Genomic DNA, 21,802 nt, shown 5'->3' on the forward strand with positions numbered 1-21,802 from the left:
CTTTTTTGCTAATGACGTTTTATTTAATTGTACCCAACATTACGTTTGGCGTTCGCACGCCTGGTTTTATTTCTCCATTTGAGAGTATAATATTTCCATTCCACATTGTTGCCGCAACGGTAACCTGGGCAAGAAAAGGCAATTCACCTATTTTACTCCAGGTATTTTTAATGGTATTAAACAGCAACATATCTTTATAAAAGCCTTTATGATTGATGTTTAGTTCATTCTTTTCTTTGATAAGCCTGTTTTTTATTTCCAGGTCCTGAGTTCTGGCTATTTGTGCCAGGTAATTTTCTATTTTATGGAATGTTTTTCCATTATCCCCTCCGGTAAGTAAAATTAAATGATCGCCTATCGGCACTCCTGCCCCGGCAGAAAAATTGGTTATTTTTTTCCCATCACTAATATCAGCTAATTGCTTCCATGTCTGATTTTGAACATCAAACATAAAAGTTGTATGCTGTAAATCACTAATCCCTGAAGCGGTCTTCGTCCTTCCGCCAATAAGGTATAGATTTGTGTTTTGCTTATTTTTCTGAGCAACAAGCACCGCATTACCCAATGCTATTGGCATATCTGGTAACCTTTTCCATTCCGGATTTTGTTCGTTCAGATCGATACTAAAAAATGTGTTTGAAGAATGTTTGCTTTCATCACCTCCTGCGGCATAGACTACATTTCCAATATTTGTAAGTGCAATATTTGTTAATGCGACAGGTAAACCAGCCAATTGGGTTATCGTAATTTTATTATTATCGATCCAATTAACCAGATAGGTCTTATTCGATAAACCTTTAACATTTTCACCGCCAGCAAACACAACTCCTGCCGGGGTCGACGTGTTTCCACAATAAGCTATAGGTTCCGGTAAGCGGGTATCTACGTTTTCATTCCAGGCAAAACCATCAGCCGTTTTTTGCAGCACATGAATTTCATCGGAATAATATTTAATTCCTCCATCCCAGGGTTTCTTATCCGGGAAATTTGCTCCTCCCGCTACAATTAAAACATCATTGCAAATGGCGTTGATGGCTCCTGCAAAACCAAGCGACTCACTTCCATCAGCATTTTGCAGCTTTGCTGCCATAATCCACTCCACACGCGGCACTTTCGTTTTTTGTGCAAAAACAGGGTTCGTAATCAACATAATATAAGAAAATAGGAAGATGAGTTTATGCATTTTAGCTATTATAAAGAGTTTACCCCAACGGTAACAGATTTAAAGTTAGCAAAGTGAAGTGCTTCAACGTCTTTTTTAAACAGTTCAAACTGTGAAGTATTCATGTTTTTCACAGGCAATCTAAATTCACCACAATTTACGTTCACCAGTTTCATATAGGCTTTGCCTACTGATATACCTCCATACTTGCCCAGAAGCCTGATCATATCTATAGATTTCTGCTGAAGCGCACGGGCTTTTACAAGATCGTTCGCATTAAACGCATCAATAAGATCGTAATAAAGTGGTGCTGCATAATTAAAAGTACTACCTACTGCTCCCTTTGCACCTAAGACCAATGCCGAAAGCATGTTCTCGTCGCGTCCCCAAAGCATATCATATTTGCCATCCTTAAAGCTCATGCAGCTTTGGAAGTCCATAAAATCTTCATGCGTATATTTAATACCTGCAAAGTTTGCTATCCTACCGTCAACTGCTTTTAACAGGTCGAACATAGCATAATTACCACCTGTTAAAACAGGAATATGATAGTAGTAAAATGGCATCTGAGGTACTACTCCAGCTATTTCAGCACAAATATCTGCCAACACTTCCGCATTTGCAGGTTTAAAATAAAATGGAGAAGTGAAAGAAACCGCATATAAGCCTACCTCTCCTGCGTAAGCAGCCAGATCTTTACAGTCGGCAATGCTTGTTCCACCAAGTAACATCATCACTTTAAAGTCGTCATCATCACCTGTGCATTCTGCCCATTTTGCCGCAACCTGCTTTTTCTCTGTATTGGTCATAGATACGCCCTCACCAGTAGACCCGCAAATAAATGCTCCCGTAACACGGTTCGATTTTAAGAATTGGTAATAAGCTGGTATCAGTGACAAATTTAATTCCCCGTTTTCGTCCATTGGCGTAAATGGGGCGGCAATTAAGCCTTCTAATTTTTGCGTCGTCATATTTTTATATTGATTATAAAATCCAAATTTGTTATTAAAACAGCAGCAGTTTTTCAACTGCCACTGTTTAAAAAGGAAACATTTCTTTAAAATTGAGGATAACCGTCTGTTTGAGTTAAAGCCCTATTATTTGTCAATGAAGTTCTATCCACTGGCCAAAGTAATTTGTATGCTTCAGCTGCAGGCAATCCCGTATTTGAATATACAAAACTATCGCCCATTCTTCTTAAGTCATACCATCTCTTTCCTTCGCCGATAAATTCAAATAAACGCTCCTGCAATATGGCAGCTTTAATATTTCCATCACCAGGCTGATTAGGAAATCCTTGAACCGCAGGGTTATAGTTTACACCAAAAGCTCTGGCCCTTACTTCGTTTATTTCAGCTGCTGGACTTTCGCCCAAAACCTCTTTGGCTTCTGCCATCAAAAGCAACAGATCTGCGTAACGGTAAATCAGAAAATCATTGGTATACCTTCTGTTTCCGGCATCCTGTTGTCCTTGATATTTTCTAAGAAAACATCCGGCAATTTTATATGTACCAGGTGTTGGTAATGAGTAAGCAGCTTGTATGGATGCATCTCTGCGCGTGTCCAAATCACTAAATTTTCTGTAATTAGCAATTTTTATAGGAGCCCGCAACAAACCGCCATAGTTTTCAGAAACTGTGTTAAATTTTCTATTAGCCAGGGAATCATAAAAATTAGCAATTAAACCGGCTTGTGGTGTAAACGATGAAGGAATAAAAGACATCTCTGCTTCATTCAATTGATTTCTGGAAGCCAGGATCACCTCCTTATTTCCTTTTGCTGCAAAAACATCAGCGAACGGAGAATTTAAAGGATTGGACGAAGCTGTAACCAAGCCTAATCCAGCTACATTAGTTTTTACATCATTTAATGCTGTTTTAGCAATATTGGCATCTGCAATTCCACCAGTTCTATGTGCTGTCCACAAATAAACTTCAGCTTTTAACATTAAAGTTGCTGCTTTAGACCAGTATCCTTTATTCTGTCTGATTGAATAATCAGTACCAAAATTATCGGCAGATTTATCAATATCCTCTTTAACTAACTTCAATACCTCATCTGCAGGAGAAGCTGCCTTGGCAAGATTAAACAAATCCAGGTTTCCTGCATCTACAAATTCAGTCTGGATTACTGTTTTACCCCAGGTTCTGTACATTTGGAAGTAATAATAAGCACGCATCCCATAGGCAATCCCTAAATAGTATTTTTTCTCGGATTCCGCTAAAACTGTTCCTGTCCCCAGCTTATGGATAAGTAAATTCAACTGATTGATATTCGTATAAAATCCTCCATAATTGCTTACACCGGCAGCATCCAGCGTTAAAGTATGCAACCACATACGCTCTAATCCTTGTGCAGCTTCACCGGTAAAAGAGGCGGTAGTTCCGGGGTCATTGCCATAGATACCTGAACGTAGTTCACCAAGGAACATAAAATTACCATTATGTCCGCGGAATTTACTGTGCATACCAGACACAAAAGCATTGTATTGATCAGCATTTTTCCAGTAGCTGTCATCACTTAAATTACTGATCGGCGTTAAAGCCAGATCTTTTTTACAGGCACCCATGGTTACTGTGAGCAATACCAATATTGCTATTAAATTTCTATAGTTCTTTTTCATGACGCTTAATCTTTTGATTAAAATGAAACTTCCAAACCGAATACAAATGTTCTTGGTGTAGGATACGTACCAGCATAAACACCTGTTATTTTATTATTTGCATCCATTGGAGCTTCTGGTGTAGGACCGGTGAAGCCGGTAATGTAAAACAAATTGCTTCCTGTAGCATAAACTCTGGTGTTAGAAAGGAATTTGGTTTTCGCCACCAGTGTTTTAGGCAGTGTATAAGAAAGGGTTACCTCTCTTAAAGCAAGATAATCTCCTTTTTCATAAAACCTGGAGTTGTTGCTATTTAGGACCGACCCAGCATTATTTGCCCTGGTATAATTCTGTTTGGAACCAGCAACCTGATCTGCAAAATATACTTTTGGCACATCGGTTACGGTGTTGGTTGGCGACCAGGATTCTTTCATTAAATCAATATAATTGAATGTACCCTGATAGTTACCCATCGTTCTGGCTACTAAATCATTATATATAGTATGACCAGTTGCGAACTCAAAACGAGTATATAATGAAATCCCTTTGTAAGCTGCATTGGCATTAAAACCTCCCGTCCATTTCGGAGTAACATTTCCAAGATAAACCTGATCTCTTGAATCTATAATATTATCACCATTAAGATCTGCCCAGTTCACATCGCCTGGAGTGATACGGCCGTTGGCACCCGCAGGTAAATTTGGTCCGGTAATTCCAGCTATAGCATCTGTTCTATTCCCTGCAACGCGGGCAACTTCCTCGGCATCTCTGAATATAGATACTTGTTTAAAGCCATAAATATCGCCGATAGCATGTCCTTCCTGTAAACCAGCTACCCAGACCACCTGACCGGAGTTCGGATCATAAACTTGCAAACCTCCTTGTCGGTTATTTTCATTACCATTGAAAGGCAATTGCAATACTTTATTTTTCACAAAACTAGCATTCGCCCCCAGATTTAGGGTAAAACCACCTTCTGTATTCAACACCCTTGCGTTGACTGCAAATTCGTAACCTTTATTCTGCAAAGTACCAGAGTTTGTTTTTAGCGGCGGATAACCGATATAACTTGGCAATTCTAGATCAGTTAAAAGATCTGAAGTTTTACGATTGTAGTAATCAAACAATAAGGTTATTTTGTCATTTAACAAGCCTACGTCTAAACCAAAGTCAATGGTTTTACTTTTCTCCCATCTCAAATTCGCATTAGGCAGTTTATCATGGAAAAATCCACCCACCCCATTATAATTTGCCGGAGAAGTATATACACCTTGAACATCATATCTACCTAAACCTGCAATGTTTCCGTTCACACCATAACTAACGCGTGGTTTTAAAGTAGATACATAGTTTTTAATACCAGTTTTCTGAAAGAACTCTTCTTTATGCACATTCCAACCAGCAGAAACGCCCGGGAAATATCCCCATTGATTTCCCTGAGGTAAGCTCGAAACACCATCTGCTCTGAACACTGCGGTAAATAAATATTTCTGATCAAAATCATAAGCCAATCTGCTGAATACCGAATTGATACGGAATTGAGATCTTTCGCTGTAATTTGCTTTGTTGCCACCAACTGTTGCCGGAAATACAGTAGATGCATTGATCGTCGGAATCTCGTCAGTAGGTGCATTTTGTCCATACACCTGTGCATTTAATGTTTTGGTAAGGAAAGTTTCGGCACCTACCATTGCATTGAAATTATGTTTTCCCAGTTCTTTGTTGTAATTTAAGATACCATTGAATTGTGTCTGAAAGTCCCGTCTTCTTAAGTTAATTGCATCTCTGCTACTGCTACTGATGGTTTGCGGAGTAGAGAAAATATTGGTATATAATTGTGTAGACTTTTGAAATGACTGATCCAACCTATCCAGGAGATAAGCGTTTCCAGTTCCTTTAAAGTACAATCCAGGAATGATATCCCATTTAATCGAACCGTTTACAACTACTTTATTAACCTCATTGCTTCTATCCAATCTGCCCAGCCAATATAATGGGTTACCATCATTTACGCCATTACCAGGGTTTGGTCGTGATTTATCGTCATTAATCCATGGATTGAAAGTAGGCCAAATCGCCAGTGTCCTATAAAGAGAGTTTACTTCACTACCAATAGCACCAATTTGAGAAGAGGTCGACAGTGTTGCCCCACCGGCAATTTCAACATTTGGTTTTACTTTATACGAACCATTAATATCACCCGAATAACGTTTGTAATTAGAACCTACAATTACGCCATCTTCATTAAAAGCATCAAAAGATGCAAAATATTTACCTTTTTCATTTCCGCCCATTGCACTCACATAGTGATCTTTGGTGTAGGTATTACGAAATACTACATCCTCCACTTCACCACCATGATCTTTAAACATAATCTGACCACCATAAGGATCATCCAACACTTCCCAGCCTGCAGGCAATGTTGTAGTTCCAGCAACGTAAGACCTGATATCAAAACTGGCCAGGTTAGGAGCATCCGTTAATAAACCTAAGCCCCTTGAACTGTTTACTTGTGCAAGCGTTCTGTTTGCATTCAGATAACCTAAACGGGTATAATAGATATAATCTTTTGCACCTAAATACTGATAGCCTTCCCTTCTTTTGTTATAACCTCCCGTAAATTTGTAGGTAATCTGAGCTACTCCAGCCTTACCGGTTTTAGTGGTAATTAAAATCACTCCATTATTTGCCCTCGCACCATAAATTGCGGTAGCAGAAGCATCCTTTAATACTTCCATCGATTCGATATTCTCAGAAGAGATATCGTTATAATCTCTGATTACCCCATCTATAATTACCAAAGGAGTACCTGGACTATTAATGTTGGCTCCGCCACGTAGGGTAATTATTGGCCCTGCACCAGGCTGTCCCGTTCTGTTAACAACCTGTAAACCTGCAATTGTTCCCTGCAAAGCACTTCCCACATTAGATCGTGGCGCATTCGCAAGCACCTCCTTGTCCAGTTTCGCAATAGAGCTGGTTACATTACGCCGGTTTTGGGTACCATAGCCAACCACAACAACCTCGTCCAGATTGGCTGCTGCAGGTTTCAACAATACATTAAACGTTGTGTTATTACCTACTTTAATTTCTTGAGTCAGATACCCCAGATAAGTAAAAACAAGTACATCATTTGCTGTCACCTCTAAACTGAATCTGCCATTTACATCAGTTTGTGTACCAGATTTGGTCCCTTTTATAGAAACACTAACACTTGGGATTGAGAGCTTATCGTCTTCAGCAGTAACCGTCCCGGTTACTTTTTTATTTTGTGCGAATACACCGATAGAGAATAGTGAGCAACACAACAAAACAATTGATTTTAAATAAAACTGTTTCATACTATTTAGGTTTTGGTCTTTTAGCATTATGTATAACATAATAATACTAAGGTAATGACTTTTATTTTTATAATCCAAGAAATAATTCATTTATTTTTACCTACATATATACAATACAGTTATATTTGAGTTAAATAAGCTGAAAAACACAAGAAAATATATTATCATACATAATAATGGAAAGCATTACCGAATCATTTCAACCATTAGATACGAGCTCCCTGGTTGATAAAGTAGAAGCAAACCTGGTACAACTCCTTCAAGACCGAAAACTTAAGGTAGGAGACGCTATCCCCACGGAATTAGATCTATCTAAGACGTTGGGAGTGAGCAGGACCGTTACCAGGGAAGCTATATTACGTTTAAGGATGATGGGGCTGATAGAAACCAAGAAGAAAAAAGGGTCGGTCATCACCAGCCCTGATATTTTTGGCATCATGAGTAAAACCATGAACCCTCATGTTCTTGACCAGGAGACCCTAAAAGGAATATTTGAAATCAGACTGGCTCTTGAAATTGGAATGGCCGACTTTTTATTCCAGCGCATTAAGCCAGAAGACATCGAAGAACTCAAAAAAATTGTAGAAAACGAACCAGATACTGCACAGAATTACATATTCCACATTGAACACGAAATTGTTTTTCATGGAAAGTTATATGAAATTACAGGAAACGAGACCTTAAAAACATTCCAAAAAATGCTCTTACCTGTATTCGACTATGTTCATAACAGTGGTTTACTAAAAAAACAAACCCACATACACAAATTCGTTTCACATAAGGGATTGGTAGACATCCTTGAAAACGGATCTCCGGAACTATTTAGAAATGCGATGCGTAATCACCTGGAAAATCATTTTGCAAGGTTATTTGAATAACCTTGTTATTTCTTTAATAGGCTACTCAATGAGAATTCCCAGTTCATTCTGGCGATATTGAGCACCGAAATACCTTGCGGGCATTCTACCTCACAGGCTTCTGTATTGGTACAATGCCCAAATTTCTCTTCGTCCATACGCGCGACCATTGAAAGTACACGCTTTCTGGACTCCATTTTACCTTGCGGCAACTTTGCCAGGTGAGCAATCTTAGCAGATGTAAACAATGCGGCACTCGAATTTTTACAAGTAGCAACGCAAGCACCACAACCGATGCAAGCGGCTGAATCAAAGGCTGACTCAACTTCTTCAGAAGTAATAGGGATGCCATTGGCCTCAGGAGCCTGTCCTGTATTAACAGAAACAAAACCACCTGCCATAATAATCCTGTCGAATGCAGAACGATCTACTTTAAGGTCCCTTTTTATGGGAAATCCTTCTGCTCTGAATGGTTCAATGTAAATTGTATCTCCATCTTTAAACTCCCGCATATGAAGCTGACAAGTAGTGGTACGTGCAATTGGTCCATGTGCCCGTCCATTGATCATCATCCCACATTGTCCGCAAATCCCCTCTCTACAATCATGATCAAACTCCACAGGACGATCTCCGGAAAGCACCAACTGTTCATTTAGGGTATCCATCATTTCGAGAAAAGACATGTGCGAAATCACATTATCCAGTTCATAATCGACCAATTTACCCGGACTTCCCGAATCACTTTGTCTCCATATTTTTAAATAGATTTTCATAAACTGTAATGTTATTTATAACTTCTAACTGCCAATTCAACGTTTTCAAAATGCAAGGGTTCAGGAATTAAGACTTCATCTTTACCCTCGCCCTGCCACTGCCATGCAGACACGAAGCAAAACTTTTCGTCATTTCTCAAAGCTTCTCCTTCCGCAGTCTGATACTCTTCTCGGAAGTGAGCACCACAAGACTCTTCTCTGGTTAAAGCATCCATACACATCAGTTCAGCCACCTCCAGATAGTCACCAATACGTCCCGCTTTCTCCAACTCACCGTTCATTTCATCTTCTGTACCCGGCACTTTAACATTTTCATAAAAATCATTTCGCAGGTTCCTGATCTCAATAATTGCATAAGTTAACCCTTCCCTACTTCTGGATAAGCCACAATAATCATACAACAACTTTCCCAATGTTTTATGATAATCATCTACCGTTCTTGTACCATTAACGGCAAGTAACTTTCCAATATGTGCACGCACGTTTATTTCAGCGTCAACAAATGCCTGATGATCAAGAGGTGTAATTTCAGAGCGTATCTCACCAGATAAATAATTGGAAACCGTATAAGGTGCAATAAAATAACCATCCACACATGCCTGCAACAAAGAGTTTGCACCAAGACGGTTTGCACCATGATCCGCAAAATTCGCTTCACCCAAAGCAAACAATCCTGGAACTGTGGTCATCAGTTCGTAATCCACCCACAATCCGCCCATAGAAAAATGTGCCGCAGGCGAGATCATCATTGGTTCAGCATAAGCATCAATACTTGTAATTTTACGATACATGTCGAACAGGTTACCATATTTTTGCGCAATCTTCGCTTGCCCCTGCTCTCTAATCGCTTTAGAGAAATCCAGATAAACCGCATTTTTTTGCGTACCAATACCATAACCAGCATCAATTCTTTCTTTGGCCGCCCTTGAAGAAATATCACGGGGAGCTAAATTTCCGAATGCCGGATATCTCCTTTCCAGGTAATAATCTCTTTCTGATTCAGGTATATCGTTTGGGTTTCTGGTATCATCCTTTTTCAAGGGCACCCAAATACGCCCATCGTTCCGCAACGACTCGGACATTAGTGTTAATTTCGATTGATAAGCACCAGACTGAGGCAAAGAAGTCGGATGAATCTGTGTCCAGCTTGGACAAGCCATCAATGCGCCTTTTTTATGTGCGCGCCAAATGGCGGAAGCATTGCAGCCCATAGCCAGGGTAGACAAATAATAAATCTTACCGAATCCTCCTGTTGCCAAAATAACCGCATGAGCACTATGCCGCTCGATCTCTCCCGTATCCAGATTCCGGACAATCACTCCTCTTGCTTTTTCATCTACCACCACTACATCCATCATTTCATGACGGGTAAATAATTGGACACTCCCCCCGGCAACCTGCCGCATCAATGCCTGATAAGCACCAAGTAGCAATTGTTGTCCGGTTTGCCCCCTGGCATAAAAGGTCCGACTGACTTGTACTCCTCCAAAAGAACGGTTGTTCAGATAACCACCATACTCTCTTCCAAAAGGTACCCCCTGGGCAACGGCCTGGTCAATCAGTTGTGCAGAGCATTCTGCCAGCCGGTATACATTTGCTTCCCGTGACCGAAAGTCCCCTCCTTTTAAAGTATCGTAGAACATACGATACACACTGTCGCCATCATTTTTATAATTCTTAGCGGCGTTTACACCACCCTGAGCAGCGACAGAATGCGCCCTTCTTGCTGAATCCTGAAAACAAAATGATTTGACATGATATCCCATTTCACCCAAAGAAGCCGCAATTGAACTGCCAGCAAGGCCAGTGCCAACCACAATTACACTCATCTTCTTCCGGTTAGCAGGATTTACCAATTTCGCATGATCTTTATAAAAATTCCACTTATCCTTTAAAGGTCCTGGCGGTATTTTAGCGTTCAGTTCCATAGTCCTATCTGTTTAAATAAATGTAAATGGGTATAATGGCAAAGCCGAGGGCTATAATATAACTATATACGACACCGAAAGTCCTGATCCATACGACATATTTAGGGTGATAAACGCCTAATGAACGGGCTGCACTAAAGAACCCATGCAAAAGATGATATCCCAATGCAAACATAGATAGCACATAAAACAAAACATACCACCAATCCCTATAAGCTGCAATAACAATGGTGTACAAATCCTTGTTCCCATATTCATCTTTCGGCAATGAGCCAAACTTATATTGATACCAGAAATCCTTGAAATGAAAAACAAGAAATATCAGAATGATAGTTCCCAGGATCCCCATATTCCGTGAATACCACTTGCTTACTTTAGCACGGTTATCCACAGCATATTTTCCAGACACCTTTTTGTTTTTGACAGTAATCACAAGGGCATCAATACAATGCACTATGATTGAAAGATAAAGCACGTAAGAAATAATCTTTATAAAGATATTACCCGACAACAAATGTGAATAGCTGTTAAAACTTTCTTTTGCATGTTCAGCGGGGAGCAAAAGTTGTAAATTCCCCAGCAAATGAATCACCAGAAAAAAGCATAGAAAAAGGCCTGTTAATGCCATTAATGTTTTTCGGGTTATTGTTGATAATTGCATATTTCTATCCATAAAAGCTTACTAATAAATCCCAATTGCTTTCCACCATAAACCACCTATCCCCATCCATATCACCAGAAATACCAAACTTAGTATAAACCCACGCGACCACCATTCTTTAACTTCCACATAAGTACTTCCGAAAAATACTGGTGCCGGTCCATGACCATAATGCGTCAATGTACCATAAATACCGCCACAAAAGCCTAAAGACAATGCCAGTAATAATGGCGGGATACCTACAGATATCCCTACACCTAGTAAAGCCGCATACATTGAAGCAACATGTGCGGTAGCACTGGCAAACATATAGTGACTATAAAAATAAACCAGAATAATAATTGGAAAGGCCATAGTCCAGCTCATACCACCAATCTCCCCCTTTACCAGTTCACTGAACCAGGGGATTAAGCCAAGCTGGTTCAATTGGCTACCCATCATTACCAATGCTGAAAACCAAACAATTGTATCCCAGGCTCCTTTCTCACTTTTCACATCGTCCCAGGTCAGCACCTGCGACAACAATAAGAACACTAATCCAATGAACGCGGTTGTAGTGGCATCTATCTTAAAAATATCGCCAGTAATCCATAAAAATAAGAGTACAAAAAAAGCGATGAGCATCAGCCACTCGTTACGTGTTACCGCGCCCATTTCCTTTAATTTTTCTGTAGCCATTTGAGTAGCTCCCTGAGTTTTCTTCAACTCGGGTGGATAAATCTTATATAAGATATATGGCACAGCTATTAAGGAGATAATACCAGGTATAAGTGCAGCCCACATCCATGACATCCAGGTTATGTTTATACCTAAATCTGCAGCAAACTTCTGACACATTGGATTACTTGCTGTCCCGGTCAAAAACATAGAGGACGTAATCAAATTTATATTATAACAATTTAAACTCAGGTAAGCCCCTAACTTTCGGTGGGTTTCCGGCTTTTCGGGAACCGAGCCAAAATTTAATGCCATAGATTTCATAATGGGATAAATGATCCCTCCACCCCTTGCTGTATTACTTGGAATGGCAGGAGCAAGAACCAAATCTGCAAGCCCCAGGCCATAGCCCAATCCTAATGAACTTTTACCAAATACCCTGATAAAAAGATAAGCAATCCGACTACCTAAACCTGTTTTTATAAATCCCCTGGCAATAAAAAAAGAAATCCCGATTAACCAGATTACCTTATCACCAAAACTACCTAATGCAAGCGATATGGATTTACCAGGATTACCTGGAGCCAAAACACCAGTTAGTGCCACCAGGGCAATGGCAATCATAGACATGGTACCCATCGAAGCAGCCTTAAGTATGATACCTAGTATTGTGGCTAAGAAAATGGCTAGCAGATGCCAGGCTTCCGGCTTAACACCCTCTGGAACTGGAATAAACCAGATCAACAAACCAAAGGCGAGGGTAACGAAAATCATTTTGTAATTTATTTCCTTCATATCTAAGCGTATTCAGTTAAAATTCTTAAATTATCTAAGTTAAAACCTGGCCTGTACCTGGCAAACAATACGATTCGTATCATACTGAGTGGTATTTGGAACATTCCGTTCATATTTATCCATCAAATAACCTAGCTGGACCCTTATCGCATACGCTTCAGCAAATGAAGCGCTGAGCATAGGTATATAACTCTGCCTCGAGTTTCCATCCTGCTTAAAATCAGCATCCAGGTATTCATAGCGGAAAGCAAACTCCAACTTTTTTAACCGCGTATTTTTAAAACTATAGCTCAGATTAGGCAACAGGTAAATACCACGCATTGCATACATATTTACAGGAATTACCGGATCTTCCTGAGCAAAAAAAGCAACGCTATTGATACCTTGCTTATATTCTGACGAAAACTCCACATCCCATCTTTCATTTAGCTTTTTCTTATAATCCAGATCAGCGCCATAAGCCCATATTTTCTGCCCCATATTCCTACCAGCTCCTCCACTTACACCAAACTGCGTACTTTTGGTAAGTCCGAATACCAATCTTGCAGGTACAATTTTACCATCGTCATTGTCACCGATCTGATTACGATTGTTACCGTTATAAACTCCAATCGCATATTTTATTGGAACAGCGATATCTTTAATCTCACCAAAATAACTTACCCCAATCTGGAAACTTTGCCAGCTGTTTGAGCCAAAAAGATAGTATTGATTGGAGTAGTCTATCGACCTGACGAAGTCAACAGGATAGTTATCTTCTTGGCCAAACTGAGGTCTGAACTGACCAAACTGAAAATTCACGTAATCGTTGACACTATATTTGATATAAGCGTTTTCCAGTACTTTATTCTGGGGGTTTCCTGTAAAATCACCAAAATTAACCAGCATAACTGCATTAATCCGGTCGCTGATCACCGCATTAAGCTGTAGACGTGCGCGTTTTACAGAAAAAGAATTACGGGAAAAATGTTCTGACCCTGTGTGATGTTTACCTGTGATATCTACCCGATCATCAAGTGAATAGTTAAATTGAGTTTGAATCATACCTGAAAAATTTATTTTAGCTTTTTCAGATACAGCAATGTTAATTCCCTGGGCACTTAAAAGAACAGGAAAGCAAATCAACAATAAGGAAAGATATTTCATAGGCAAGCAACGGAACTTTAGCGTTATCTAATATAAACAAGAATTGTCATAATTTTGTTTTTATTTATCTTTAAAAAGATTCAACCTCAGATGGCTTACCTAGGCACCGGAGGTTGAAGATAACAATGATTATTGGCTTAAAGGCTGGATGTCAACACTGAAATTTTCGCCAAAGTAAATGCACCAGTAGCCATAGCCAGATCTCTTACCGCTACATCGAGATACTTCCCACTTGTAATTAAAGTTAAAGCGATTAATACCAGCCAGGTACATACTAAATAAGCGCCTTTTTGTGGGTTTAGAAAAACCAGAATTCCTGCAATAATTTCAATTACACCAACAATCATCATAAATGTATGATCAGCAAAGGGCATCATTGATTTTAAAGCAGGATTCAGGTACTGCGACCAATCCGTTAAAAGATTAGTAAACTTGTCCGCTCCTGCCACTATCGGTATTAACCCATAAGTGAGTTTCAAGAGCGTTTGAATGTTTTTGATTTCTACTGTTTGATCCTTCATGATATTACTTTTTTACAGATTAGAGAACACTCCAGAAAAAAGGGTTACAAAATACACTCATATATAATCTATTTGATGAATTAACGTTATACATCATTATTCAACCCATTCAATGAAATTATTTTCAATTATCACCCTGCTGCTTTTCTCTTCCATTTGTATCAATACTGTAAATGCGCAGATGAGCAGTCATTGGACCAAAGAAGAATTAAAAATGGCAAATACTGCCGGGAATGCATCCTATTTAACAGGAGAAGAAAAAGATATTGTCATATACATGAATCTGGTGCGCATGGACGGTGAACGCTTTTTCAATACATTTTTGCAGGATTTCATTGATGAATACAATGAAAAAATGAAACAGTATAGCAATTATGAAACGTTAAAAATAAGCAGGAACAACAGCTATTACCTTAGTCTGAAAAGAGATCTTAAAAACATCCGGTCACTACCGGTTTTCTGGCCGGACGAAGCTTTGAGCTGGGTTGCTAAACAACATGCCAGAGATTTAAACAGAAATAATTTTGCAGGACACAATTCCACCGACGGAAGAACGGCAAAAGATAGAATAGCCAAAATATATCCTAAAAGATCAAGTGGTGAGAATATCGCATTTGGCTTCTCCTCAGGATTAGGTAATGTTTGTTTATTATTAATAGATAGAGGAGTGCCTGATCTGGGACATAGAAAGATGATCTTAAACACTTCTTATGAACTAAATACAGTTGGTGTAAGTATCCAGCCACACAAAACATATCGTTATTGTGCCGTAACAGATTTTGTTGCATTGCCACATTAGAAACAAAATTCTTAAATTGGCGCCCTCAACTAATTCCGATTGAAAAGAAAAAATCCTATAGTAGTAAACCTATACCTGGTTCTTGCTTATCGTTTCCTTGTAGTCCTGGGACTATACACGTTATGTCGTTTGGCATTTTATGCCTTTAACCACGACCTTTTTCAGCACATTACCCTTCCAAAATATCTGTATATGTTATGGGGAGGATTAAAATTTGATGTTTCTGCACTGATTTATATCAATGCTATTTTCATTCTCTTACATGTAATACCTAACCCATATAAATATAGGGATGGTTATCAACGTTTTTGCAAATGGCTGTTTATCATCAGCAACAGCATTGGAATTATGGCAAACTTTGCTGACTTTGCCTATTATAAGTATACACTTAAAAGAACCACAGCAACAGTTTTCAGCCAGTTTAGTCATGAACAGAATAAATTCAAACTGCTTATAGATTTCTTAAGCGATTACTGGTACCTGTTTATCCTTTATGCAGCCTTTATATGGTTTTTCATAAAGCTTTATAATATAGTATCAGTAAAAAAGGCAAGTCGGTTAAAGTGGCCTGATTATGCTTTACAAACCGTACTAATGCTGGGTGTCGCGTTGGTTTGCATTACCGGTGTTCGTGGTGGCTGGGGCTTTGGAACAAGGCCGATAACGCTAAGTAATGCAGGTGAGTTTGTAGACACACCAGATCAGATGAGCCTGGTACTCAACACACCTTTCTGTATATTCAGGACATTGAAAGCATCAAAATTAAAACCGATAGATTATTATGATGAGCAAACTTTAAATGCCCTATACAACCCAATCCATCAACCAGCAGACACTGCCGCGTTTAAAAATTTAAACGTAGTCTTTCTTATCATTGAAAGTCTGGGCAAGGAGCATGTCGGCAGCTTGAATAAAGATTTAATGAACGGGAATTATAAAGGCTACACCCCATTTATCGACTCACTTGTTTCACAAAGCTTTACATTTACGCATACCTACGCCAACGGGCGAAAATCAATAGACGCACTACCATCAGTAATATCCGGGATTCCTTCAATAAAGGAACCATATGTACTTTCTATCTATTCAAGCAATAAAACAACCAGTATTGCAAAGTTATTAGGCGACAAAGGTTATGAGACTGCATTTTTCCATGGTGCTCCAAATGGATCCATGGGCTTTTCTTCATACACACACCTCGCGGGAATCAAGCACTATTTTGGTCAGAACGAATATAAAAACACTGGCGATTCCGATGGGACCTGGGGAATTTGGGACGATCCATTTATGCAGTATATGGCACAAACGATGAACACCCTGAAACAACCTTTCTTTTCGGCATTCTTCTCTTTGTCATCTCACCATCCTTTCCGCCTGCCTGATCAATATGTAGGTAAATTCCCTAAAGGGCCACTTCCCGTTCAGGAAGTATTGGGCTATACTGATATGGCGCTTCGAAACTTTTTCAAAACCGCCTCAACCATGCCGTGGTACAAAAACACTTTATTCGTTTTATGTGCAGATCATGCAACGGTATCTCATTTTCCGGAATACCAGACTTTGCCTGGGTACTTTTCTGTTCCAATTGTATTTTATTATCCTGGTGGTGATTTAAAAGGAAAAACGGATAAAATTGTTCAGCAAATAGATATCATGCCAACTGTTTTGAATTACCTTAACTATGACAAGCCATATTTCGCGATGGGCTTTGACGCATTTAGTAACAAAAAGGATAATTTTGCAGTTAACAACAACGATGGTACTTTTAGTTTCTACCAGGGAGATTATTTATTAATTAACGACGGAAAAATAAACAGTGCGCTTTATAATTTAAAAACCGACAGATTAACAACAAATAATATATTAGACAAAGAACCTCAGGTAGCAGCACAAATGGAAAAATACCTGAAAGCTTTTATACAGCAGTACAACAACAGAATGATTGAAAACAAACTAACGGTGAAATAATTACATGCGTAAATTCCTGTTAAAAATCATAGATTTTTTTTACCCTCCCTTCTCTACCTGGTTACCTTTACACACGTTCAGGTATCTTGTATCCGGAGGAACGACAGCTGCATCGGGAATTGTAAGCTACTACATTGCTTACAATTGGATTTTGCATCAAAAAAATATACATGTTGATTTCCCCTTTCTGCCGAAACTGATAACTGCTCACTCTACAGCCTTAATCATTAGTACTTTTATCAGTTTCTTAATCGGGTTTACGCTAAATAAATACCTGGTCTTCACCAAATCCAACTTAAAAGGGAGAATACAAATGTTCAGATACGCAGCAGTGTTAACCATTAACTTTGGACTTAACCTGGCTATGCTAAAGTACATGGTTGAAGGGCTACATTTCTATCCTTCTATATCACAGGCATTCATCACTATAACCTTGTCGCTATGCAGTTATTTCCTGCAAAAGCATTTCACTTTCAGAGTTAAAAAACATCCATAACCAATTCTCATTTCAAGGTCACTACATCGTTTTTTTTGGTGAATAGCTTAAGTATTGAGTATATTAGCCACTTAAAAAAACAAGGTTAAAATGAGTGATTTTAATGACTTTAATAATCCGCAGGTAGCTAAACTACCGCAGCATTTAAAGCAATTTATTGTTGAGCAGCACTACGAAAAATACACACCTGTAGATCAGGCGGTTTGGCGTTACGTGATGCGTCAGAATTATAGTTATTTAAAACATGTAGCATTTTACCCTTACATCAAAGGCCTGCAACGTGCAGGTTTAAGCATCGAGTATATTCCCAATCTGCAAACAATGAACGACAACCTTGGTAAAATAGGTTGGGGAGCTGTTACCGTAGATGGATTTATCCCTCCCGCAGCCTTTATGGAATACCAGGCTTACCGTGTATTGGTTATTGCAGCCGACATCCGCCAGATCAATCATATTGAGTACACCCCTGCTCCTGATATCATTCACGAATCAGCAGGTCATGCTCCAATTATTGCAGATACAGATTACAATAATTACCTGAGTTATTTCGGTTCCATAGGTGCAAAAGCGATGTTTTCATCGAAAGACTTTGAACTCTATGAGGCCATTCGTCACCTCTCTATTCTAAAAGAAGCAGTCGACACACCAGAAGAAGATATTGCCAGGGCAGAAAAACAATTACAAACCATATCAGAAAACATGGGGGAACCATCAGAGATGGCATTGCTAAGTCGTTTGCATTGGTGGACTGTTGAATACGGCTTAATTGGCACACTCGACAATCCAAAAATATATGGAGCGGGTTTACTTTCATCTATCGGAGAAAGTTCAACCTGTATGCGGGATGATGTGAAAAAATTATGGTATAACATAGATACCATTAACTACAGCTATGACATCACCAAAACACAGCCGCAACTTTTCGTAACCGAAACCTTTCAGAACCTGATCGACGTACTGGAGACCTTTGCCAATACAATGGCTTTTAGAAAAGGTGGGGCTGAAAGTATTGTAAAAGCTATAGAATGTAAAAACCCGGCAACCGCCGTTTACAGTTCAGGCTTACAGATTACTGGTGTATTCACAGATATAGGCATCGATAATAATGATGAACTTACTTTTATAAAAACTACGGGACCTTCAGCCATTGCTGTAGACAACAAACAACTTGAAGGCCATGGTAAATTTTACCATAAAGACGGTTTTTCATCCCCGGTCGGTAAATTAGCAGGAATTGATACCCTATTGGAAGATATGAACCTAGACGAGTTAGCAAAACATGGGATTAAAACTTCTTCTGCAGCAACATTAACGTTTGAAAGTGGCATCACTGTGAAAGGAATTGTAAAAACCATTCACGAGGCTAAATGCAAGACAGTTATGATTACCTTCGAAGACTGTACAGTTAAAGAAAGTAATGGGAACGTGCTTTTCCAACCTGAATGGGGCATGTACGACATGGCAATTGGCCATAAAATTACCTCAGTGTTTAATGGAGCTGCCGACAAAGACGCTTATGAAGAAATCACCCATATCAGTGACAAGCAAACGCATAAAGTTACTTATGATGATAAAACTCAAAAACTTCATGCCATTTATAAAACAGTACGATTGATCAGAGAAAACGGAACAGGTCATGAACAATTACCAGACTTATTTGCGGCATTAAAATCCGAACATCGTTCTGATTGGCTTTCTGTAATGGAAATCCTGGAAATATTATATCATAAACAGCTATATCCTGAACTGGAAAAAGAAATTCGCATTTACCTGGGGCTGAAAGCTGCTAATGAAAATGATCATACCAAATTGATTAATGATGGCTTACATGTTATTGAGAACCCGGTTTCACAATTGATTACCGAAGACGATTAGAATCAAGTCATCCTGAATTTAAGAATTAAAAGCATACCAATGAATATTGTATTAACAGGTGCCAGTAGCGGAATTGGCTTTGAAGCAGCACTGGAATTTACGCTCCACAAAGAAAACACCGTAGTTTGTATTGCCAGATCGGCGGACAAACTACGTAAGCTACTTGAAATCGCTAAAGGAATTAATCCTGACTGCACGCTATTACCAGTAGAATTCGATATTGTAAATGACGATTATGCGGCGCTATTCCCTTTTCTAAAAGAAAAATTAGGCAACATAGACATCCTGATCAACAATGCAGGTGCGCTGATCAACAAACCTTTTTTGGAAACCACAGGTGCTGATCTTGCAGAGATGTTTGAAAGTAATGTACTTGGACATTTTAATATGATCAAAAACCTGCTTCCACTGATGGGCCCCGGCAGTCACATCGTAAACATTGGAAGTATGGGCGGCTTTCAGGGAAGCGTGAAATTCCCCGGACTTTCTGCTTACTCCGCCAGTAAAGCAGCTTTGCATACACTAACAGAGTGCCTTGCTTTTGAGCTTCTTGAAACCGGCATCAAGATCAATTGTCTGGCACTGGGATCTGCACAAACAGAGATGCTAGAACTAGCATTTCCAGGCTACCAATCTCCTGTATTAGCCTTCGAAATGGGCAAGTATGTTGCAGACTTTGCACGCACCGGACATAAATTTTTTAATGGAAAAGTGCTTCCTGTAGCAGTAACAACCCCTTAATTAACAAGTTATCAACATTTCTAGCCTTAAAATATAATTTTAATATCTTTAGGGCAGTTCATATGAAGATATTCCCTATTGTCTTTTGTTTTCTTTTCCTGAGTGTGTTTGCGGCTAAATCGCAAACGACTGTTCCGCTTCAATATCAACAACTGGTAAGCAAACTAACAGAACAAAATCCGGTAAAAAAAACTCAGCCTGTTGAATCAAACCGTCTGCTCGACTTTGCAAAATCAATGCTTGGCATCAGGTACAGATCAGCATCGAGCAACCCTAGCAGAGGCTTCGACTGCTCCGGCTTTGTAAATTATGTATTCAGCAATTTCGGTTTTAAAGTACCGCGCTCATCCAGAGAATTTGCAACCAGCGGAGAAGCAAAAAAACTGGAAGACGCAAAAATCGGAGATGTAATCTTGTTTACAGGAACAAACAGCAGATCAAGAACCCCCGGACATGTAGGTATTATTTATTCTATAAATGGAGATGAGATTAAATTCATCCATTCATCTTCAGGAAACGCAAAAGGAGTAACCATTTCCAGTTTAGAAGAAGGTTTTTACAAAAAGCGTTTTCTAAAAGTGGTAAGCATTTTATAGCATTACCACTTTTAACGCATCACTTACGTTTCCTTTGCTTAACCATTGCCTGGCTAATTCATGCAACTCACGCTCACGGTTATTTGCATCCCCTATTGTCGCGTCGAAAATCTCCTTAACCTCTGGATTATTTTGAATGGCATCAATTTCTTCAGCAGCAGGCAGATGTTCAATATTCCCAAGCATCCCCAGATCATTACCTGTAAGCACTTTAGAATACCGTACAGCCTTAGGTAAGGCATCTACACCTATTCCAAGTGTAGTCAATGGCTTAGCCACCTTAAATAAATTGTCAGCTGTAACACGACAATACCAGTCGCCACCTAAACGGGCAACTAAATCTATTTTAGCCTGATCGATTTTCCCGTCTTCATCCAAAATCTCCTCCTTAATATGAATCAGTTTTACTTCTGCCATGATCAGGTTACCGGCACCAGGATTCTCGCCTAAATGAATCACTTCCCTCACGATGCATTCCATTTGTACAGGTGCTTCCGCCACTCTTGGTGGCTTCACCAATTCAGACGGCAACATAGTAAATCCGGATTTATCAAATTCGTTGACACCTTTAGCATATTCGGTACTTGCAAGACTCATTTGCTGTACCATCGGATAATTAACGATATTGATTACACATTCCTTAACTTCCAGTACATTCTCTAACGTATGCTTCGTGGTATTGTCACGCACCCTCCTTGCTGGCGAAAACACACACAATGGAGGATTCGTACTAAACATATTGAAGAAACTAAACGGACTAAGATTTATATTTCCTTCCTTATCAATTGTGGTAGCAAAACAGATTGGCCTCGGCGCAATCGCGTACTGCATATAGTTCTGCAGTTGCGCCGGGCTCAGTTCAGCAGCATTTACTGTCAACATCA

Annotated in this window: 18 protein-coding genes; 7 read left to right on the forward strand and 11 right to left on the reverse strand. The window is 39.3% G+C overall.

Translation table 11 applies throughout. From position 1 onward, the window contains the following. Positions 1-19 precede the first annotated feature (19 nt). From R2Q84_RS15145 to R2Q84_RS15160, 4 genes are all read right to left on the reverse strand, one after another. Positions 20-1,183 carry a galactose oxidase gene (locus R2Q84_RS15145; RefSeq protein WP_316817411.1) on the reverse strand — a complete coding sequence of 388 codons (1,164 nt, stop codon included), beginning with the start codon at positions 1,181-1,183 and terminating at the stop codon, positions 20-22. Between the two features lie 8 nt (positions 1,184-1,191). After that, positions 1,192-2,133 (reverse strand): dihydrodipicolinate synthase family protein, encoded by a 942-nt coding sequence (locus tag R2Q84_RS15150; protein WP_316817412.1) that lies wholly within the window; start codon positions 2,131-2,133, stop codon positions 1,192-1,194. An 86-nt stretch (positions 2,134-2,219) separates the two neighbouring features. Beyond that, positions 2,220-3,785: a SusD family outer membrane lipoprotein NanU gene (gene nanU, locus R2Q84_RS15155; RefSeq protein WP_316817413.1), complete on the reverse strand. Its 1,566-nt coding sequence runs from the start codon at positions 3,783-3,785 to the stop codon at positions 2,220-2,222. 17 nt (positions 3,786-3,802) lie between these two features. Then, positions 3,803-7,105 (reverse strand): TonB-dependent receptor, encoded by a 3,303-nt coding sequence (locus R2Q84_RS15160; RefSeq protein ID WP_316817414.1) that lies wholly within the window; start codon positions 7,103-7,105, stop codon positions 3,803-3,805. 176 nt (positions 7,106-7,281) lie between these two features. On the opposite strand from R2Q84_RS15160, the gene R2Q84_RS15165 reads away from it, so the two are divergent. After that, entirely contained in the window at positions 7,282-7,983 is a 702-nt protein-coding gene (locus R2Q84_RS15165) for a FadR/GntR family transcriptional regulator (RefSeq protein ID WP_316817415.1), read from the forward strand. Positions 7,984-7,988: 5 nt separating this feature from the next. Here the strand turns inward: R2Q84_RS15165 and R2Q84_RS15170 are convergent, their stop codons facing one another. From R2Q84_RS15170 to R2Q84_RS15195, 6 genes are all read right to left on the reverse strand, one after another. Next, entirely contained in the window at positions 7,989-8,735 is a 747-nt protein-coding gene (locus R2Q84_RS15170; protein WP_316817416.1) for a succinate dehydrogenase/fumarate reductase iron-sulfur subunit, read from the reverse strand. A gap of 11 nt (positions 8,736-8,746) precedes the next feature. After that, on the reverse strand, positions 8,747-10,663 hold the full coding sequence (locus tag R2Q84_RS15175; protein WP_316817417.1) for a fumarate reductase/succinate dehydrogenase flavoprotein subunit: 1,917 nt from the start codon (positions 10,661-10,663) through the stop codon (positions 8,747-8,749). A gap of 4 nt (positions 10,664-10,667) precedes the next feature. Next, complete coding sequence (locus R2Q84_RS15180) at positions 10,668-11,336, reverse strand: succinate dehydrogenase cytochrome b subunit (RefSeq protein ID WP_316817418.1); 669 nt, start codon at positions 11,334-11,336, stop codon at positions 10,668-10,670. Between the two features lie 9 nt (positions 11,337-11,345). After that, positions 11,346-12,776 carry an anion permease gene (locus tag R2Q84_RS15185; protein ID WP_316817419.1) on the reverse strand — a complete coding sequence of 477 codons (1,431 nt, stop codon included), beginning with the start codon at positions 12,774-12,776 and terminating at the stop codon, positions 11,346-11,348. 39 nt (positions 12,777-12,815) lie between these two features. Further along, positions 12,816-13,922, reverse strand: a complete 1,107-nt coding sequence (locus R2Q84_RS15190) for a porin (protein ID WP_316817420.1) — start codon at positions 13,920-13,922, stop codon at positions 12,816-12,818. A gap of 137 nt (positions 13,923-14,059) precedes the next feature. After that, on the reverse strand, positions 14,060-14,443 hold the full coding sequence (locus R2Q84_RS15195; protein ID WP_316817421.1) for a hypothetical protein: 384 nt from the start codon (positions 14,441-14,443) through the stop codon (positions 14,060-14,062). A gap of 112 nt (positions 14,444-14,555) precedes the next feature. Here R2Q84_RS15195 and R2Q84_RS15200 point away from each other — a divergent pair, with 112 nt between their 5' ends. The 6 genes from R2Q84_RS15200 to R2Q84_RS15225 all read left to right on the forward strand — a co-directional run bounded on the left by R2Q84_RS15200 (position 14,556) and on the right by R2Q84_RS15225 (position 20,918). Then, positions 14,556-15,242, forward strand: coding sequence for a CAP domain-containing protein (locus R2Q84_RS15200; RefSeq protein ID WP_316817422.1), 687 nt, complete (start codon positions 14,556-14,558; stop codon positions 15,240-15,242). A 39-nt stretch (positions 15,243-15,281) separates the two neighbouring features. Continuing rightward, positions 15,282-17,210, forward strand: coding sequence for an LTA synthase family protein (locus tag R2Q84_RS15205; RefSeq protein ID WP_316817423.1), 1,929 nt, complete (start codon positions 15,282-15,284; stop codon positions 17,208-17,210). A 4-nt stretch (positions 17,211-17,214) separates the two neighbouring features. Continuing rightward, on the forward strand, positions 17,215-17,706 hold the full coding sequence (locus R2Q84_RS15210) for a GtrA family protein (protein ID WP_316817424.1): 492 nt from the start codon (positions 17,215-17,217) through the stop codon (positions 17,704-17,706). Between the two features lie 90 nt (positions 17,707-17,796). Continuing rightward, on the forward strand, positions 17,797-19,581 hold the full coding sequence (locus R2Q84_RS15215; RefSeq protein WP_316817425.1) for an aromatic amino acid hydroxylase: 1,785 nt from the start codon (positions 17,797-17,799) through the stop codon (positions 19,579-19,581). A gap of 39 nt (positions 19,582-19,620) precedes the next feature. After that, the gene (locus R2Q84_RS15220) at positions 19,621-20,322 is read left to right on the forward strand and encodes an SDR family oxidoreductase (RefSeq protein WP_316817426.1); all 702 of its coding nucleotides are present in this window, start codon (positions 19,621-19,623) and stop codon (positions 20,320-20,322) included. 62 nt (positions 20,323-20,384) lie between these two features. Next, positions 20,385-20,918 carry a C40 family peptidase gene (locus tag R2Q84_RS15225; protein WP_316817427.1) on the forward strand — a complete coding sequence of 178 codons (534 nt, stop codon included), beginning with the start codon at positions 20,385-20,387 and terminating at the stop codon, positions 20,916-20,918. Here the strand turns inward: R2Q84_RS15225 and R2Q84_RS15230 are convergent. Next, positions 20,913-21,800: a flavin reductase family protein gene (locus R2Q84_RS15230; RefSeq protein ID WP_316817428.1), complete on the reverse strand. Its 888-nt coding sequence runs from the start codon at positions 21,798-21,800 to the stop codon at positions 20,913-20,915. The genes R2Q84_RS15225 and R2Q84_RS15230 overlap by 6 nt on opposite strands. Positions 21,801-21,802 lie beyond the last annotated feature (2 nt).

It is taken from the genome of Pedobacter nyackensis, assembly GCF_032678475.1.
In the GTDB taxonomy this organism is placed as follows: domain Bacteria; phylum Bacteroidota; class Bacteroidia; order Sphingobacteriales; family Sphingobacteriaceae; genus Pedobacter; species Pedobacter nyackensis_A.

Excerpts from the sequence above, each read along its gene's own strand:
- R2Q84_RS15145 (WP_316817411.1), bottom strand. The coding sequence starts at position 1,183 with ATGCATAAACTCATCTTCCTATTTTCTTATATTATGTTGATTACGAAC.
- R2Q84_RS15150 (WP_316817412.1), bottom strand. The coding sequence starts at position 2,133 with ATGACGACGCAAAAATTAGAAGGCTTAATTGCCGCCCCATTTACGCCA.
- nanU (WP_316817413.1), bottom strand. The coding sequence starts at position 3,785 with ATGAAAAAGAACTATAGAAATTTAATAGCAATATTGGTATTGCTCACA.
- R2Q84_RS15160 (WP_316817414.1), bottom strand. The coding sequence starts at position 7,105 with ATGAAACAGTTTTATTTAAAATCAATTGTTTTGTTGTGTTGCTCACTA.
- R2Q84_RS15165 (WP_316817415.1), top strand. The coding sequence starts at position 7,282 with ATGGAAAGCATTACCGAATCATTTCAACCATTAGATACGAGCTCCCTG.
- R2Q84_RS15170 (WP_316817416.1), bottom strand. The coding sequence starts at position 8,735 with ATGAAAATCTATTTAAAAATATGGAGACAAAGTGATTCGGGAAGTCCG.
- R2Q84_RS15175 (WP_316817417.1), bottom strand. The coding sequence starts at position 10,663 with ATGGAACTGAACGCTAAAATACCGCCAGGACCTTTAAAGGATAAGTGG.
- R2Q84_RS15180 (WP_316817418.1), bottom strand. The coding sequence starts at position 11,336 with ATGGATAGAAATATGCAATTATCAACAATAACCCGAAAAACATTAATG.
- R2Q84_RS15185 (WP_316817419.1), bottom strand. The coding sequence starts at position 12,776 with ATGAAGGAAATAAATTACAAAATGATTTTCGTTACCCTCGCCTTTGGT.
- R2Q84_RS15190 (WP_316817420.1), bottom strand. The coding sequence starts at position 13,922 with ATGAAATATCTTTCCTTATTGTTGATTTGCTTTCCTGTTCTTTTAAGT.
- R2Q84_RS15195 (WP_316817421.1), bottom strand. The coding sequence starts at position 14,443 with ATGAAGGATCAAACAGTAGAAATCAAAAACATTCAAACGCTCTTGAAA.
- R2Q84_RS15200 (WP_316817422.1), top strand. The coding sequence starts at position 14,556 with ATGAAATTATTTTCAATTATCACCCTGCTGCTTTTCTCTTCCATTTGT.
- R2Q84_RS15210 (WP_316817424.1), top strand. The coding sequence starts at position 17,215 with ATGCGTAAATTCCTGTTAAAAATCATAGATTTTTTTTACCCTCCCTTC.
- R2Q84_RS15215 (WP_316817425.1), top strand. The coding sequence starts at position 17,797 with ATGAGTGATTTTAATGACTTTAATAATCCGCAGGTAGCTAAACTACCG.
- R2Q84_RS15220 (WP_316817426.1), top strand. The coding sequence starts at position 19,621 with ATGAATATTGTATTAACAGGTGCCAGTAGCGGAATTGGCTTTGAAGCA.
- R2Q84_RS15225 (WP_316817427.1), top strand. The coding sequence starts at position 20,385 with ATGAAGATATTCCCTATTGTCTTTTGTTTTCTTTTCCTGAGTGTGTTT.
- R2Q84_RS15230 (WP_316817428.1), bottom strand. The coding sequence starts at position 21,800 with ATGTTGACAGTAAATGCTGCTGAACTGAGCCCGGCGCAACTGCAGAAC.